General features: G+C 61.5%; 10 protein-coding genes. 9 read left to right on the top strand and 1 reads right to left on the bottom strand.

All coding sequences use genetic code 11. The features are described from left to right. Positions 1-61 precede the first annotated feature (61 nt). The 9 genes from speC to P0D68_RS14515 all read left to right on the top strand — a co-directional run bounded on the left by speC (position 62) and on the right by P0D68_RS14515 (position 15,374). Positions 62-2,425, top strand: coding sequence for an ornithine decarboxylase (gene speC, locus P0D68_RS14555; RefSeq protein ID WP_408296703.1), 2,364 nt, complete (start codon positions 62-64; stop codon positions 2,423-2,425). Between the two features lie 31 nt (positions 2,426-2,456). Beyond that, a complete protein-coding gene (gene potE / locus P0D68_RS14550; RefSeq protein WP_408296706.1) occupies positions 2,457-4,721 on the top strand; it encodes a putrescine-ornithine antiporter in 2,265 nt (754 codons plus the stop codon). Between the two features lie 593 nt (positions 4,722-5,314). Further along, entirely contained in the window at positions 5,315-6,109 is a 795-nt protein-coding gene (locus P0D68_RS14545; protein ID WP_408185251.1) for a substrate-binding periplasmic protein, read from the top strand. Beyond that, complete coding sequence (locus P0D68_RS14540; protein ID WP_408296709.1) at positions 6,106-8,904, top strand: bifunctional diguanylate cyclase/phosphodiesterase; 2,799 nt, start codon at positions 6,106-6,108, stop codon at positions 8,902-8,904. Before P0D68_RS14545 ends, P0D68_RS14540 begins: the two co-directional genes overlap by 4 nt. An 82-nt stretch (positions 8,905-8,986) precedes the next feature. Further along, positions 8,987-10,120, top strand: a complete 1,134-nt coding sequence (locus P0D68_RS14535) for an acyltransferase family protein (protein ID WP_408296712.1) — start codon at positions 8,987-8,989, stop codon at positions 10,118-10,120. 170 nt (positions 10,121-10,290) lie between these two features. Further along, positions 10,291-11,553: an MFS transporter gene (locus tag P0D68_RS14530; protein WP_091795401.1), complete on the top strand. Its 1,263-nt coding sequence runs from the start codon at positions 10,291-10,293 to the stop codon at positions 11,551-11,553. A 124-nt stretch (positions 11,554-11,677) separates the two neighbouring features. Next, positions 11,678-12,595: a LysR substrate-binding domain-containing protein gene (locus P0D68_RS14525; protein ID WP_408185248.1), complete on the top strand. Its 918-nt coding sequence runs from the start codon at positions 11,678-11,680 to the stop codon at positions 12,593-12,595. 163 nt (positions 12,596-12,758) lie between these two features. Further along, positions 12,759-14,066 carry an MFS transporter gene (locus P0D68_RS14520; protein WP_091795397.1) on the top strand — a complete coding sequence of 436 codons (1,308 nt, stop codon included), beginning with the start codon at positions 12,759-12,761 and terminating at the stop codon, positions 14,064-14,066. Between the two features lie 60 nt (positions 14,067-14,126). Continuing rightward, positions 14,127-15,374 carry a metal-dependent hydrolase family protein gene (locus P0D68_RS14515; protein WP_408296717.1) on the top strand — a complete coding sequence of 416 codons (1,248 nt, stop codon included), beginning with the start codon at positions 14,127-14,129 and terminating at the stop codon, positions 15,372-15,374. 36 nt (positions 15,375-15,410) lie between these two features. Here the strand turns inward: P0D68_RS14515 and P0D68_RS14510 are convergent, their stop codons facing one another. Next, complete coding sequence (locus tag P0D68_RS14510) at positions 15,411-16,322, bottom strand: DMT family transporter (protein WP_408296720.1); 912 nt, start codon at positions 16,320-16,322, stop codon at positions 15,411-15,413. Positions 16,323-16,370 lie beyond the last annotated feature (48 nt).

Raw genomic sequence — 16,370 nt, 5'->3', positions numbered from 1 at the left:
TTCGATCCTGCTGCGGTGAGCGGCGTCACTGGCGTGGCCCACATAATTATGGAGACTGGCGATGATTCCTCGCTCCGTTAAGGCGCCTGTCATTCCGGTCCCATTCAATCGGCTGTTAAAAGTGGTCGCGATCGTCGATCACACCAACGAACAGACCAAGGCCTTGCTCGATCTGATCGCGGCGGAGGGGTTTCAGATTGAAGTCAGGAACAACTTCATTCGCGACATTCATGAAGATGCGGGGGTCGGGGCGTACATCGCACTGGTGGACGGCGAGAACCTCGAGCACGCCCGCAAGATGGCGCTATTGATTCGTGCGCAGGGTTTTCTAACCCCGCTTTGGGCGCTTGCGGACTCGCACCGCATATCCAACCTTGCGGTGACGGGTGCGCTTGGCGAAGTGACGGGTTATATCTATCTCGGGCAACAGTCGCCGGGCTTTTACGCGAAACAGGTGATAGCAAGCCTGGTCAAGTACGGGATGAGCCTTCTTCCGCCTTTTTTCGGTGGGCTGGTGGCCTACGACGCCGAAGCCAATATCGCATTCGATTGCCCGGGGCATCAAGGCGGACAGTTCTATCGAAAGTCGCCTGCAGGACAGCTGTTCTTCAAGCATTTCGGCGAGAGCATTTTTCGCAACGACTTGTGCAACGCCGACGTGGACCTTGGCGATCTGTTGATTCATGAAGGTGCGGCGGCTGAAGCGCAACGCCACGCCGCTGCAATATTTGGCGCGGACCAGACGTATTTTGTTCTTAACGGGACGAGCACGTCGAACAAGGTCGTGACAGGTGCCGTGCTCAAACGCGGCGACCTGGTGCTGTTCGATCGCAACAACCACAAATCGCTACACCAGGGCGCCCTGGTTCAGGCAGGTGCCATCCCGATCTTCTTGCCCACGGCTCGCAATTCATTCGGGATGATCGGTGCGGTGGACTGGGACGCCTGGGGGGAAAGCTGGCTGCGCGAGCAGATTCGTGCGAATCCCCTCGTGAAAGACCCGGAGCGCAGCAAGTTGGAGAGGCCGTTCCGCCTTGCCTGTATTCAACTCGCCACTTACGACGGCACGATCTACAACGTGCGCAAAGTCATGGAGAAGATCGGGCACCTCTGCGAGTATGTGCTGTGGGACGAGGCGTGGATCGGCTATAACGCGTTTCACCCGCTCTTCGAAGATCATAGCCCGATGCGCCTGAAAGGTCTGACGCCGGACATGCCGGGGCTTTTCTCCACGCAATCGGTCCACAAACAAGGCGCGGGTTTTTCGCAAGCCTCCCAGATCCATAAACGTGACGAGCACATTCGTGGTCAGAAGCGTTTTATCGAGCATAAGCGATTCAATGAATCGTTCCTGATTCACGCTTCCACCTCTCCGTTTTATCCGCTATTTGCGTCGATCGACGTCAACGCGAAGATTCACGAAGGTAAGGCGGGTGAAGTGCTGTGGGACGGGTGCATCGAACTCGGTATCGAGACTCGCAAGAAATTCCGGGAGTTCTCGCGTCACTATGCGTCGACAGGCGATACGCCACTGGAGCAATGGTTCTTCGACCCGTTCGTGCCCGATGTGGTGAGCGTCAAGGATTCCCGGTTTACGGCGGATCTGACGGACGTCGCGTGGGAGGACCTACCGACCGATGTCATCAAGCGCGAGCAGCAGTGCTGGACGTTCAACCCCGACGCGAGCTGGCACGGCTACGAAGGGTATGCCGAAGGCTACACGATGGTCGATCCCAACAAGCTGACCCTGCTCACCCCAGGCATCAATAGGAAGACCGGCGAGTATCTCGACTTTGGTGTGCCCGCAACGGTAGTTGCAAACTATCTGAGAGAAGAGGGCGTGGTCCCGGAGAAGTGCGATCTCAACAGCATCCTCTTCCTGATGACGCCGGCCGAGGACGAAAGCAAGCTGAATACGCTGCTTGCGAGACTGGTCAGATTCAAGAGCTTGTGGGACCGCGATGCGTCGCTGGCAGAGGTTCTGCCGAGTCTGTATGCCGTACACCACGAGCGCTATGCCGGCTATACGCTGCGTCAGGTCTGCGACGAAATGCACAACTTCTACCGCGAAGCGAACGTCAGGAATCTGCAGAGGCTGTGCTTTCGTGCGTCCAGTTTCCCGGAGCTTGCGATGTCGGCGGAAGAGGCCTACGACGCCCTGGTCGCCAATGAAGTGGATTACGTACCGCTCGATAGTGTGAGGAACCGCATTTCCGCCACGCTGGCGCTGATCTACCCGCCCGGAATCGGCGTCGTGGTGCCCGGCGAACGCTGGGATGAACGTGCTGCGCCCATGCTCGATTACTTCCTCGCATTTCAGGAATCGTTCAACCGGTTCCCGGGCTTTAACTACGAGGTGCAGGGCGTGTACCAGGAAAGAGAAAACGGACGGATCCGGTTTTACACCTATGTGGTCCGCGAGTAGTCGGCGCGGAACCTATTGAGGAGTGGGTGCCATGGCTGAAGCGAAAAAGAAAATGAACGTCATGCAGTTGACGTTCATCGTGACCGTTAACATGATGGGCTCAGGCATCATCATGCTGCCGGCCAACATGGCCAAAGTCGGAGCGATTTCGTTGCTGTCGTGGGTGGTGACGGCGGTGGGTTCGATGGCGATTGCCTATGGCTTCGCACAGGCGGGTATTCTCAACCAGCGGGCCGGCGGCATGGCTGCCTACGCGGAGGACGCCTACGGCAAGTCGGGCTACTTCCAGGTGTTCTTCCTTTACTTTGTGTCGGTCGCCATCGCGAACGTAGCGGTCGCGAGTTCGGCGCTGGGCTATCTCGCGGCGTTCTTTCCCGGCCTGACGGCCTCTCCGATCGCCACATGCATGGGCGTGATCGGATTGCTGTGGCTCACGACCGTGGCGAACTTCGGCGGTCCGAAACTGACCGGGCAGATCGGTTCGGTAACCGTGTGGGGCGTCATCCTGCCGGTTGGATTCATCTCCATTGGGGGCTGGTTCTGGTTCCACGGCGGCACATTCATGGATTCGTGGAACCCGAAGGGAATGCGGCTCGTGGAGGGCATGGGTTCGAGCATTTCGCTCACGTTATGGGCGTTCCTCGGCATGGAGTCGGCGGTACAGAACTCGTCTGCCGTGGAGAATCCGAAGCGCGACGTGCCGTTGGCCAGCCTGTTCGGAACGCTGGGCGCGGCCGTCATATACATCCTGTCCACAGCCGTAATCCAGGGCATCGTGCCCAACGCCGATCTGGCGAAGTCGACCGGTCCGTTCGGTCTCGCGTATGCGCGGATGTTCACCCCGCTGGTGGGTAACATCGTGATGGCGCTCGCGGCAATGGCGTGTGTGGGCTCCCTGTTGGGCTGGCAGTTCACGCTCGCGCAGACGGCAAAAGACGCGGCCGACAGCCGCATGTTCCCAGCCGTGTTCGGCAAGGCGAACCGCATGGGCGCACCGGTCGTCGGCATGATCATCATGGGCGCGGTCCAGTCGCTCATGGCGTTGTCCACGATTTCGCCGAACCTGAGTGAACAATTCGAGGCGCTCGTCAACCTCGCGGTGGTGACGAATGTGGTGCCGTATATCGTTTCGCTGTCGGCGCTGTTCGTGATGATGCGCAATGCCGGAACGGAGCCTGCCGTATACCGGCGCAATGCGATTGTGACTGTCGTGGCCATGCTTTACTCCGTCTACGCGCTTTATGCGGCGGGCAAGGACGCCGTGCTCGGCGGCATGCTGGTGATGGCGATCGGTTACGTGATCTTTGGGTTTATCGCGCCGCGCTTCTCTGCCACGCGCGGAGCTGCGCGGGCTGCCGCGGCGGCGGCGGGGACAGCCGCGCTGGTGATCGCGATCGGGATGGCGGCCGCTTTCACGCCGCATCGGGCGCATGCCGCCGGTGTGGTTGTGACGAATGCGTCGGCGGGCAGTCTCGCGCGAATCAAACAGTCGGGCAAAATCAATCTTGGCTATGTGAGTGATGCGCAGCCATTCGCCTATCAGGACGAAGCGGGTCATGCGTCCGGCTACGCCGTGGCGCTATGCCAGAAGATCGCCGACCATGTCAAAGGCGCGCTTGGGCTTTCCGCACTGGCGGTGCAGTGGGTGCCGGTGCCGGTCAACGACCGCTTTCGCGCCGTGCAGGAGGGGCGAATCGATTTGCTGTGCGGCGACGCCGACACGCTGACTGCAAGAAAGGAGATTTCGTTCTCGATTCCCGTCTATCCCGGCGGCGTCGGGGCGATTCTTCGAACGGACGCGTCCCTTGGGCTGAGGGAAATACTTAGCGGCAACCAGACGCCGAACCGCCCGTTCTGGCGTGCCTCGCCGGCTCAAGTCCTGTCACAACAAACCATTGCCGTGGTGGCGGGTTCGCCCACCGAGCGGTGGGTGGCAGGAAAGCTCCAGTCGTTCGATATCACGGCAACGGTCAGGCCGGTCGCGGGTGTCGACGCGGGCGTGCAACAGGTGCTCGACCGCAAAGCCAATGTGTTCTTTGCAGAGCGGGCGCTCCTGTTGGCGCGGGCAAAGAGCAGTTCCTCGGCGAAGGAGTTGAGCGTCCTCACTCGCCAGTTCACCTATCTCCCTGTCGCCATCGGCATGCCGCGGGGAGACGACGATTTGCGACTGCTGGTTGATCGCACACTCAGCGAGACATTCGCATCAGCGGATTTTCGGACAATGTACACAGCCTGGTTCGGCCAACCTGACGAAGACGTGCTGCGCTTCTTCCGGTTGAGCGCGTTGCCGGAGTAAGCGACGATGTGGGTTGCGCTCGCCGACCGGCATCACCCACGCCCGCGTGGGGCGTGCTGTCAATAAATCATTGATAGATAATAGCTATTTTGTTTTTCGTCGATCGGGTAATAGCCTGTCTGGCGGCGAAACCCGCTCTCTGTGCCAGGAAGCCTAATCAAAAACCCCGTAAGTTCACGTGCTTACGGGGTTTTGCGTTTGCGGCCCGTCATGCGGCGCCAATAGATGGCGCAGCGTCATGCAACCTTGCCGTTGAAGTTTGGCAATGCGTTCACCCACTCGCGTGAAGTCTCTGTACCTCGTGCGAAGGGGCGCATTTTGTCGACGCTTCGCTAAATGCGGTGCCGGACACGAGCGTGAAAAAGCGACGGCTCGTCCTCAAGAACGACAAATGGTTGCCGTTAGAGCGTACAGAGGTTTTGCGAAAGCAAAAATTGAACGCTCGTTGCGCATCGACGACCCATTGCCGCTGAGAAGCATCCTAAAATGCGCGACTAGACCAGATTTCCCGAGGAAACGGCGGCAAGGACATACCGTCGGGCCCGGGGGATTGACAAGAACTAAATGATGCGACATTCCGCTACGGAGGCGCTGTGATTCGGAACTGGCTTGGCGGTGTGTTATTGGCGACATGTTGCGTGGGCAACGTTTTTGCGGCGGGGCCGGATTGTTCCCGGCCATTCACGCTCGGATTGCACGACCACGGCCTGCTTTATTCGCTCGATACCGATAGCGGTATCGACAAGGATTTCGCCGATGAGTTGATCCGGCGTAGCGGCTGTCAGATCAAGGTCAATCTGATGTCGCGCGCGCGTATCTGGAAGCTGATCGAGTCGGGCGCGCTCGATTTCAGTCTCTCCGGCATCGCGAATGACGAACGCAACCAATATGCTTCGTTCGCATGGTACTTCAGCAACAAATACTATCTGCTCGTGCGCAAAGACGCGGGTATTCATGACGTCGCGGAGTTCCAGCGCGATGATCACGCCCAACTCGGTGTGATTCGCAGTTTTCGCTACAGCGATTCCGCCAATGAACTGGTCGACAAACTGACTTCGGAAAACCGGGTAAGCCAGGCAGGGGGACTCGAACCGCTCTATCAGGCGCTCATTCTTCGGCATATCCAGGGCATGATTATCGAGCCATTCGACTATCCCGCGCTGGAAGAGAAGAAGATCCGCGACGTGACGACGATCATCGAATTCAACGATCCCTCCGTGCCGCACGGACTGATCATGTCGAAGAAATCGCTCCCGGAAGCCGAACGCAGGAAGTGGCGGACGTTGGTGGACGAAATGCGCGCGGACGGGACGGTGCGCCGCATCTTTGAGAAGTACTTCAGGCCGGAACTGGCCGATGCCATGGTGAACTTCAAGGCGACGCCGTGATCCGGCTGCGCACCGTCCTGTTGCCGCTGCTCGTGTTGAGCGCGTCGCTGTGCGTCACGTGGATGGTATGGAACCACGAGCGGCAAGCGACCAGCAAAGAACTGCGCACGCAGTTTGATTACACTCTGGGCGATGCCGTTAGCCGCGTCGAACAGCGCATGGCGACCTACGAGCTCATGTTGCGAGGTGTGCAGAGTCTGTTCGCCGCGAACGGAATGATCGACCGCGACAGGTTCCGGCGCTATGTCGGCGCGCTGAATCTGGACGCGAATTTTTCCGGCGTCCATGCCGTCGGCGTCGTCGAATGGGTGCCTGCGGCGCGCAAGGCGAGCCACGTGGCGAGAATGCGCGAGGAAGGCATCGCCGGCTATACGATCGAGCCCGCGGGGCAGCGCGAGGACTATGCGCCGGTCGTTCAGCGCGAGCCCTATGTCGGCCTCGCACGCAGTTCGCCCGGCTTCGACGCGTGGAACGATCCGGTGCGGCGCGCCGCCATGGAGCGGGCGCGCGACTCCGGCATGGCGGCGCTTTCGGGAACGGTGCATCTGTCGGTCGACATGGATTCGGACCGGCGGCCGGGGTTCATCATGTACCTGCCGATCTACGCCGCCGGCGAAACGCAGGAGAACGCCGCGCAGCGCCGGGCCCACATTACGGGTTGGGTCTATGCATCGTTCCATATGCACGATGTGATGGCGAGCCTCTATGGCGAACAGCCGGCCGGCGTCTCGCTGGCCGTCTACGACGGCGTAGCGCCATCGGACGCAGCGCTTCTGTATCGCACCTCGGCAGCGAGCAGCCGGCATGCGCCGGCGCTGATTTCGGCCAACGAATACCTGGTCGTGGACGGGCGCGACTGGACACTGTCGATGAACGCCTCCGACGAATTTCGCTCCCGGCTAGGGAGCAACGCCGAGATGCTGATTGCGGGCGCCGGCATTGGCTTGAGCCTGTTGCTGGCCCTTCTGACGTGGCTCATGGTGACAGGGCGGGAGCGCGCTATCCGGCTGGCTTCGGCCATGACGCGGGAGCTGCGCGAAAGCGAAGAAAAGTTTCGTGCGATTGCCGACTGCACGGTGAACCTGGAGATCTGGTGGGGACCGGACGGGAAACCGCGCTGGATCAATCCGTCCGTCGATCATTACACAGGCTACACAGTCGACGAATGCATGGCCATGCCTAACTTCGCGCGCACGCTGATCCATCCGGACGACATAGCGCGCGTTGCGCCGGAGTTTCAGAAAGGGCTTCAGGGCTTTCGCGGCGACGATCTCGAGTTTCGTTGCGTGCGCAAGGATGGCTCGCTACTCTGGCTTTCAGTGTCATGGGTTCCGATCAGCAATGCGAGAGGAGACTTCGTCGGTTTTCGCACGAGCGGGCGCGATATCACCGAGCGCAAGAAGTCCGAGGAGAAGATCCGGGAGCTGGCCTTCTACGACACGCTGACCCGCCTGCCCAATCGCGCGCTGCTCCTGGACCGCCTGAGAGAGTCGATGTTGGCGAGCCGCGAGAACAACGTGTGCGGCGCGCTGATGTTCATCGATCTCGATCACTTCAAGACGTTGAACGATACGCTCGGACATGACAAAGGCGATCTGCTCCTGCGGCATGTTGCGTATCGGCTGTCCAGCAGCGTCAACAAGGGAGACACCGTCGCGCGGGTGGGCGGTGACGAGTTCGTTGTGGTGCTCGGCAATCTGAGTCTGGACAAGGCGGCCGCCACTGCGGAAACCGAAGCGGTAGGCGAAAAGATTCTCGCCGTGCTGGGCAGAACGTATCAGCTCAATGGCGTTCAGTTCCGCAGTACCGCGAGCATCGGCGTCACCGTCTTCAACGGCGAGCAGACCTCCACCGACGAACTGTTCAAACAGGCCGATCTGGCCATGTATAAATCCAAGGAGCGTGGCCGCAACGCCATGTGCTTCTTCGATCCCGCAATGCAGACCACCGTGCTGAAGCGGGCCGAGCTCGAGGTAGGGCTGCGCGACGCGATCGAGGAGAACCGTTTCGTTCTCCACTATCAGGCGCAAGTCGTGGACGGCGGCTATATAGCGGGTGCCGAGGCGCTCGTGCGTTGGGAGCATCCTGCGTGCGGCCTGATAGCGCCGGGCGAGTTCATTCCGCTGGCGGAGGAGACGGGCCTCATCCTGGAGATTGGGCGAACCGTACTGGAGTCTGCCTGTGCGCAACTCGCGCTGTGGGCAACGCAGCCGTCCATGGCGCATCTGTCGATCGCAGTGAACGTCAGCGCCCGGCAATTTCGCGAACCGGACTTCGTGGAAAGCGTGCTGGCAGTCATCAATCGAAAAGGGGCGAGGGCGGACAGGTTGAAGCTGGAACTGACCGAAAGTGTTCTCGTTGAAAACGTCGAGGACATCATCGAAAAAATGGACGCCCTGCGGGCCCGCGGCGTGACTTTCTCGCTGGATGACTTCGGGATTGGATACTCGTCGTTGTCTTACCTGAAACGATTGCCATTGGACCAGTTGAAAATTGACCGCTCTTTCGTGCGCGATATTCTGGAAGACCCTAATGACGCCGACATTGCGAGAACCATTGTGGCGCTGGCGCGCAGCTTCGATCTTGGCGTGATCGCCGAGGGCGTCGAGACTGAAGCGCAGAGAGACTTTCTTGCCGTAGCAGGATGCCATGCCTATCAAGGTTTCTTTTTTTGCGAGCCGCTTCCGATCCAGGGTTTCGAGCAGTTCGTGCAGAACTTCGGGTCCAGTGGGCAGAGGGAAGTCTGGCCGCGGGGGCGGGATGAGAGAAACGTTGATTCGGGCTCGATGACCTGAGCGATATTGCGCAACGCACAATCGTACGATCGTTTCTGAATATTACAATCCCGCGTATTTCTGTAATCTGTAGAATGCGCGAATGGAAACACACAGCATTCGAGACGCAAGCTCTTTGCGCTACGTAGCCGGCCTCGATGGACTTCGGGCCATTTCAATGCTGCTGGTCGTGCTGTTTCATTACACGAGCTATTTTTCCAGCCGCCTCGCGGGGCTGGACGGTGCGTGGCCCGCCATCGTGCGTATTGCGTCGACCGGCTGGATCGGCGTCGACGTGTTTTTCGTGATCTCTGGCTTTCTGATCACCACCACGTTATTGAAGAGGCCAGTCGACTCGGTCACGTCATACTCGACATTCATTCGGCGCCGCGCAATCAGGTTGCTGCCGGCCTATGTCGCGAGCCTGCTGATATTCACGCTTGTTGCGCTACTGCTCGATCCGCATAGCAAGGTATTGAAAAACGAGTATCTGCTATGGACATTCACAGCCAGTCTGCAGTCGCTGCTGGGTGACCGGGTCGCGCTTGCCGATCAGCATTTCTCCATGGCGCATTTCTGGACACTGGCGGTGGAGTGGCACTTCTACCTTGTCTTCCCCATTCTCGTCGCCCGTTGTCGCTCGTACTTTCGCCCGGCGGTGGCGCTGTTGCTGATCGCGATAGCTTTCAGAGTGATATGCCATTTCGCCGGGATATCCGACAACGGCATCTATACATTCACGCTTTGCCGGATCGACTCGATCGCGGCAGGTTGCCTGCTGGCACTCGTGCCGGCCCGCATTGGCCGCAGGCAGTCAGCAGCGGCGGCGGTGCTCGGCGCGGTGATCTTCATATCGATCTGGTTTGCCCTGGCGCTTGCAGACGTCCCATTCAAGACGCTGGCGTGGCTTCAGACTTTTGGCTATACCCTACTGGCGGTCTCGCTCGCGTTGATGATGTACCGGGTCATCCATTCCTCCCAGCGCTCAGTGATCGTGCGTGCGCTGGAATTCAAGCCCCTTGCGGCAATGGGGCGCGCAAGCTATAGCCTGTACATCTGGCATTTGCCCTTTTATCCGGCCATCGTGCTGGCCGCGCAAAACAACTTCACAGATGTCAGGCTCGCCTATCTGGTCGCGGCACTGACCGGCGTCCTGATGACGGCGGCGCTCGGAGGTCTCTCTTATCTGTTCGTGGAATCCCGGTTTACCCGGGCGCGCCCGACCGTGCTTGCCTGAAGACGGAGTGCCGCCGCGCCGCAATGCGTTGCCCGTGCTGCCGATTCTCCTAGATCGGCCACGTCATGTAACCACGGTAAGACGTGCCGCGCAGGGCCGTAAAGCAAAACCGATCATCTTGCTCTAAACTGGCTGCCGCCCAAGCAAGCCCAATCAAGACCAAGATACTCATGCCGCCAGAGCCCGCCGACCCATCCGGTTCCTCATCCGTTAGTTTGCCGAAGCAGCCTGCATTTCAACGTTTCTGGTGCACCCGCATCCTCTCGTCGCTGTCCTTCCAGATGCTCGCCGTGGCAATGGGCTGGCACATCTACGCGCTCACCCATAGCGCCTTCGCACTGGGCCTCGTCGGCCTCGCGCAATTTCTGCCGATGTTCGTGCTGACGCTCGTCGTCGGCCATGTCGCCGACCGTTACGACCGCCGGCGGATCGCGGCCATCTGCCAGAGCCTCGAAAGCGTCGCAGCATTGCTGTTCGCCGTCGGCACGTTCGGCGGCTGGATTAGCGCGCCGGTCATCTATGTGCTGGCCGCATGCGTCGGCGCGGCGCGCGCCTTCGAGTCGCCCGCGGTGGCTTCGCTGTTGCCGGGCGTCGTTCCGCGCGGACAGTTGCCCAAAGCGACGGCCTGGGCTACGTCCGCGAATCAGACCGCGCAGATCGCGGGTCCGGCGCTGGGCGGTCTGCTTTACGGCATCGGCCCCGGCGCGGCCTATCTCGCCTGCACGCTGTCGTTCGCCGCCGCCGCCACGGCCGTGTGGGGCATTCCGCTGCGGGCCAGGCCGGCGAACCGCGCGCCCGTCACGCTCGACTCGGTTTTTTCGGGCATTGCCTTCATTCGCAAGGAGCCGGTCATTCTCGGCGCGCTGTCGCTCGATCTGTTTGCCGTGCTGTTCGGCGGCGCGACCGCTCTGCTGCCGGTCTTCGCGCGCGATATCCTGCACACGGGGCCGCTCGGCCTCGGGCTGTTGCGCTCGGGTACGGCCATCGGCGCGCTCGCGGGCACCATCTGGCTCGCGCATTTCCCGCTGCGCAACCGACCCGGCGCGGCGATGTTCGGCGGCGTGATCGCGTTTGGCGCGGCCACAGTCGTGTTCGGTCTATCGCATCAGTTCTTCGTCTCACTCGCCGCGCTCATGGTGCTGGGCGCCTCGGACACCATCAGCGTGGTAGTGCGCCTGTCGCTCGTGCAACTGCGTACGCCGGACGAAATGCTGGGGCGCGTCAGCGCGGTCAATTCGCTTTTCATCGGGACGTCGAATCAATTGGGCGAATTCGAGTCCGGTGTGACGGCGGGATGGTGGGGCGCGCAGCCGGCTGTCCTGGTTGGCGGCGTGGCGACCATCGCGGTTGCTCTGCTGTGGATGCGCTTTTTCCCTGAACTCAGGCGCACGCGCTCTCTGGAGCGTGAACAGGAACTGGCGCCGAGCCACTGATCGCCGCAGCCGGCGCAAGGATATGCCGCGGCTCGCGGCGGCTGGCGCGACGCCTGCGTGCGCATGATTCGGCACGGGGCTTCACCCGCTATGATGATGACATCGTCACTCGGCTCCTCTCATCATGCGCATTGCCCCATTGCCTCCGCTCCAATGCCTGGTCGCATTCGAATCGGCCGTACGGCATGCCAGTTTCACTAAAGCGGCCGCGGAACTGCATCTGACGCAGAGCGCGATCAGCCGCCAGATCGCGCAACTTGAAGACTTCCTCGGCCGCTCGCTCTTCGTGCGTGAGCACCGCGCGCTACGTCTGACGATCGCCGGTGAAGGTTACGCGAAGCACGTGCAGTGGCTGCTTGCCAATTGCTCCGAGGCCACGCTGGATGTGATGAAGCGCTACGGCGATCTGGAATTGACGATTGCGTGTTCGTCCGGCGTCGCGGTGCTGTGGCTCACGCCGCGGCTCGGCGCGTTTCGCGCGGCACACCCGAACGTCAAGATCAGAATGATCGTGCGCGACGGGCTCGCGTCGCTATCGCCCGCGGAATTCGATGTCGGCCTGTACTACATCCGCCAGCGCGCCGAGCCGCATTTCGCCGCGCGCCGCCTGTTCGACGAGGACGTGTACCCGGTATGTTCGCCGGGATATCTCGCCGGCCGCGTGCTGCAACCCGCCGATCTCGTGCACGAAACCTTGTTGATGCAGGAAGACGGCCAGCGGCAATGGATGTCGTGGTCCGAATGGTTCCGTCTCAATGATGTGCAGATGCCGGCTTCGCCGCAGGCGGTGGTCGTCAATCATTATCCGCAGCTCGTGCAGATGGCGATTCTCGGCGAGGGCGTGGTACTCGGCTGGCGGCACATGATCGACGCATGCCTGAGCGAAGGACTGCTGGTGCGCGCCACGCAGGCGTCGGCGAGTCACGGTGGCGGCTATTACGTCGTGTCGCCGAATGACCGCTCGCAGAACCAGGCGGCGCGCCTCTTCACGCGCTGGGTGTTCGAACAGGCCGAAGCACAGACGGGCAGGGCGCCGGGCTGAAACAGGCATGCATGCGCTACACGCATGCATGCATGCGAATCTTTCGTTTCGAAAACAAATCAGGTCTCTCTAGCATCGGGGTTATGCAAGCGAAAGCGCCATTCGATCATGGCGTGGCGCGATGCGACTATCGCCGACAGGCAGCCAGATGAGGAAAGGGACCATGCAAGGAACGCTTTCATCCAACCTTCCACTCTCCGTGGATACGCTGGCGCGGCAACGGCGCCGCGCCATCATCGCCACGGTGCTCGGCAATGGGCTCGAGTGGTTCGACTTCACCGTCTATAGCTTTTTCGCGGTCATCATCGCGAAGCTGTTCTTCCCGACCGGCAATGAGCTGACCTCGCTGCTGCTCGCCGTGGCCACCTTCGGCGTGGGTTTTTTCATGCGTCCGGTGGGCGGCATCGTGCTCGGCGTGTACTCGGATAAAGTCGGACGAAAGGCGGCGCTCTCGCTGACCATTCTGTTGATGGCGGGCGGCACCGCGCTCATCGGCCTCGCGCCGACCTATGACCAGATCGGCTTGTGGGCGCCGGTGCTGATCGTGGTCGCGCGGTTGTTGCAAGGCTTTTCAGCGGGCGGCGAGATGGGCAGCGCGACCGCGTTCCTCACGGAATACGCGCCGCAGGACAAGCGCGCGTTCTATTCGAGCTGGATCCAGGCGAGCATCGGCTTTGCCGTGTTGCTGGGCGCCGCCGTCGGCACGTTCGTGACGGCGAGTCTGAGTGCGGACTCGCTGCATTCGTGGGGCTGGAGAATGCCGTTTCTGATCGGCATTCTGATCGGGCCGGTCGGCTATTTCATTCGCAGCCGCATGGACGAAACCCCCGCGTTCAGCGCGGTGGCCGAAGAAGCCAAAAACGATTCGCCGCTTGCCGAAGTGTTCCGTACCTTTCCGCGCGAGACGTTCGCCAGCTTTTCGATGGTGATTCTGTGGACCGTTTGCACCTATGTGCTGCTGTTCTATATGCCGACCTATTCGGTGCGTACACTGCACTTGCCGCAATCCACCGGTTTTCTTGCCGGCATGCTCGGCGGCCTGATGATCATGTGCTTCTCGCCGGTAGTCGGCAAACTCGCTGACCGCTTCGGCCGCCGCCGTTTTCTCTCGGGCGCCGCTGTCTCGATCCTGCTGCTCGCCTGGCCGATGTTCGCCTATATCAACCGGGCACCGGGCCTCGCTTCGCTGATGGTGTTCCAGGGCGTGTTCGGCGTGCTGATCGCGACCTATACCGGCCCGATCCTCGCTGCGTTCTCCGAGCTGTTTCCGACCAAGGTGCTGTCGACGGGCCTCTCCGTCGCCTATAACTTCGCCGTGACGATTTTCGGCGGCTTCGCGCCGTTCTTCATCACGTGGCTGATTGCTTCGACCGGCAGCAATATGGCGCCCGCGATCTACGTGATGATCGCCGCGACCATCAGCCTGGTGGGTACGTTCTTCGTGCGCGATCCGCGCCGGGCCGGCACCTGAAGCGGCGGGTCCGGCCGAGGTTGGCCGGACGCATTTCCTCATCAAGTCAGGAAGATATCAATGAGCATTACGGTAATCAGCGGCGGCAACCTACTCGATCTGGTCCAGGGCGTGTTGATCGAGCATCAGCATGTCGTAATCGAAAACGGCCATATCGTGGAAGTCACCGATCGTCCCGTCGATCTGCCCAACGCGCGTGTTATCGATGCCCGTGGCAAAACGGTGATGCCTGGTCTGATCGATTGTCACGTGCACGTATTGGCTTCGCGCGCGAACCTCGGCACGAACGCGGCGCAGCCGAATATCCTCACCGCGATTCGCGCGCTGCCGATTCTGAAGGCCATGCTCGGCCGCGGCTTTACGAGCGTGCGCGATGCGGGCGGCGCGGACTGGGGTTTGACGCAGGCGCTGGAAAGCGGGCTGGTGCCGGGGCCGCGTATTTTCCCGTCGGGCAAGGCGCTCTCGCAGACGGGCGGACACGGCGATTTCCGTCCGCGTGGCGACATGCTCGAACCCTGCTCGTGCTGTTTTCGGGCGGGCGCGATTGCGCGCGTGGTCGACGGCGTGGATGCGGTGCGGCTTGCCGCGCGTGAAGAGATTCAGAAGGGCGCCACGCAGATCAAGATCATGGCCTCGGGCGGCGTCGCTTCGCCGACCGATCCGATCGGCAACACGCAGTACTCCGAGGATGAAATTCGCGCGATCGTCGCCGAGGCCGAGGCGGCCAATACTTACGTGATGGCGCACGCGTACACGGGCCGCGCGATCTCGCGTGCGATTCGCTGCGGCGTGCGCACCATCGAGCACGGCAACCTCGTCGACGAAGCCGCCGCGAAGCTGATGCGCGAACACGGCGCGTTCGTGGTGCCGACGCTGGTTACGTATGATGCACTGGCCAGACACGGCGCCGATTATGGCTTGCCGGCCGACTCGATCGCCAAGATCGAAACCGTGCGGCAAGCGGGGCGCGATTCGCTGCAGATCTATGCGAATGCCGGCGTGCCGATGGGATTCGGTTCGGACCTGCTCGGCGAAATGCACACGTTTCAGAGCGACGAGTTGCGCATTCGCGCCGACGTGCTCGGCAATCTGGAAGCGTTGCGTTCGGCCACGACGATCGCTGCGGAGATCGTCGATCCGAGCGGCAAGCTGGGCGTCATCAAGGCGGGCGGGATTGCCGACATCCTCGTGGTCGACGGCGATCCGCTCAAGGACATCGGCGTGCTGACCGGGCAGGGCGAACGCCTCGAGTATGTGTTTCAGCGAGGCGAAGTGGTGAGCGAGCGCGGCAGCGTTGCATCGCGCTGATCGGCACACGTGGGTTTTGGCGCGCGCGCCCTTGTTTCAGGCCCGCGCGGCGCTCACGCGCAGTGCGGTCCATCGCACCGTCGCCAGAATCGATGCCGCGACGATCAATGCGCCGCCTACCCAGGCGGTCACCGAGACTCGTTCACCCAACCACAGGCACGCAAACAGCGCCCCGAACGCCGGTTCGCTGCCCGTCAGCAGCGAGACGCGTGTGGGGCTGCTGCGCTTGATCGCGAAGTTCTGCGCGAAGAACGCGAACAGCGTGCACGCGAGCACCAGATAGCCCACATAGCCCCAGAAAGCAGCGTGCCCCGCAATCGCGGGCATCGGCTGCCACTGTTGCGGCGCGAATAGCCAGGCGGCCGCGGCGCTGCCGAACGCCACCACACCCGACTGAACCGCGGTCACCGACAAAGGCGGCAGGGCCGAATCGCGCATCACGCGTTTGGTCACGCACACCGTCAATGCGCGCAGCAGGGCGGCGAACAGAATCAGCGCATCGCCCGGATTGAAACTGAGTGCGCCGTCGCCGGCGAGCAGCCATGCGCCGAGCAGGGAGAGCGCCACCGCCAGCCATTCGACGCGGCTCGGCCGGCGCTTGAGCAGCAACCATTCGACTATCGGCGTCAGCACCACACATAGGCTGATCAAAAAGGCTGCGTTGGCTGCGCGCGTCATCAGGATCCCGAAGGTTTCGCACAGGAAGATGCCCAGCAGCAGCGCGCCGGCAATGAACACGCCGCGCAGCGTGCGGGCGTCCGCAGCGCGCAGGTGGCGCAGGGCCGGCGCCAGGATCACGAAGGTGATGCCGAAGCGCAGCGCCAGCAAACCCAGCACCGGATAAAACTCCAGCGCACTCTTGACCACGCCGTAACTGGTGCCCCACACCACGGCGACAGCGAGCAGCATCAGATCGGACAGCATGAGCAGGCGTTCCTGTTTCGACATGGCGAACCTCGAGCTAAAGAGCCCGTATTGTCGAACTTTGCGTCAAGC

Source organism: Paraburkholderia sp. RL17-380-BIE-A, assembly GCF_046028085.1.
Lineage (GTDB): Bacteria > Pseudomonadota > Gammaproteobacteria > Burkholderiales > Burkholderiaceae > Paraburkholderia.
This window is presented reverse-complemented; position numbering and strand designations above follow the sequence as displayed.

What these genes read in the sequence shown, in the direction of transcription:
- P0D68_RS14510 (WP_408296720.1), bottom strand. Translation starts at nt 16,322, where the DNA reads ATGTCGAAACAGGAACGCCTGCTCATGCTGTCCGATCTGATGCTGCTC.
- P0D68_RS14530 (WP_091795401.1), top strand. Translation starts at nt 10,291, where the DNA reads ATGCCGCCAGAGCCCGCCGACCCATCCGGTTCCTCATCCGTTAGTTTG.
- potE (WP_408296706.1), top strand. Translation starts at nt 2,457, where the DNA reads ATGGCTGAAGCGAAAAAGAAAATGAACGTCATGCAGTTGACGTTCATC.
- P0D68_RS14515 (WP_408296717.1), top strand. Translation starts at nt 14,127, where the DNA reads ATGAGCATTACGGTAATCAGCGGCGGCAACCTACTCGATCTGGTCCAG.
- P0D68_RS14520 (WP_091795397.1), top strand. Translation starts at nt 12,759, where the DNA reads ATGCAAGGAACGCTTTCATCCAACCTTCCACTCTCCGTGGATACGCTG.
- P0D68_RS14525 (WP_408185248.1), top strand. Translation starts at nt 11,678, where the DNA reads ATGCGCATTGCCCCATTGCCTCCGCTCCAATGCCTGGTCGCATTCGAA.
- P0D68_RS14535 (WP_408296712.1), top strand. Translation starts at nt 8,987, where the DNA reads ATGGAAACACACAGCATTCGAGACGCAAGCTCTTTGCGCTACGTAGCC.
- speC (WP_408296703.1), top strand. Translation starts at nt 62, where the DNA reads ATGATTCCTCGCTCCGTTAAGGCGCCTGTCATTCCGGTCCCATTCAAT.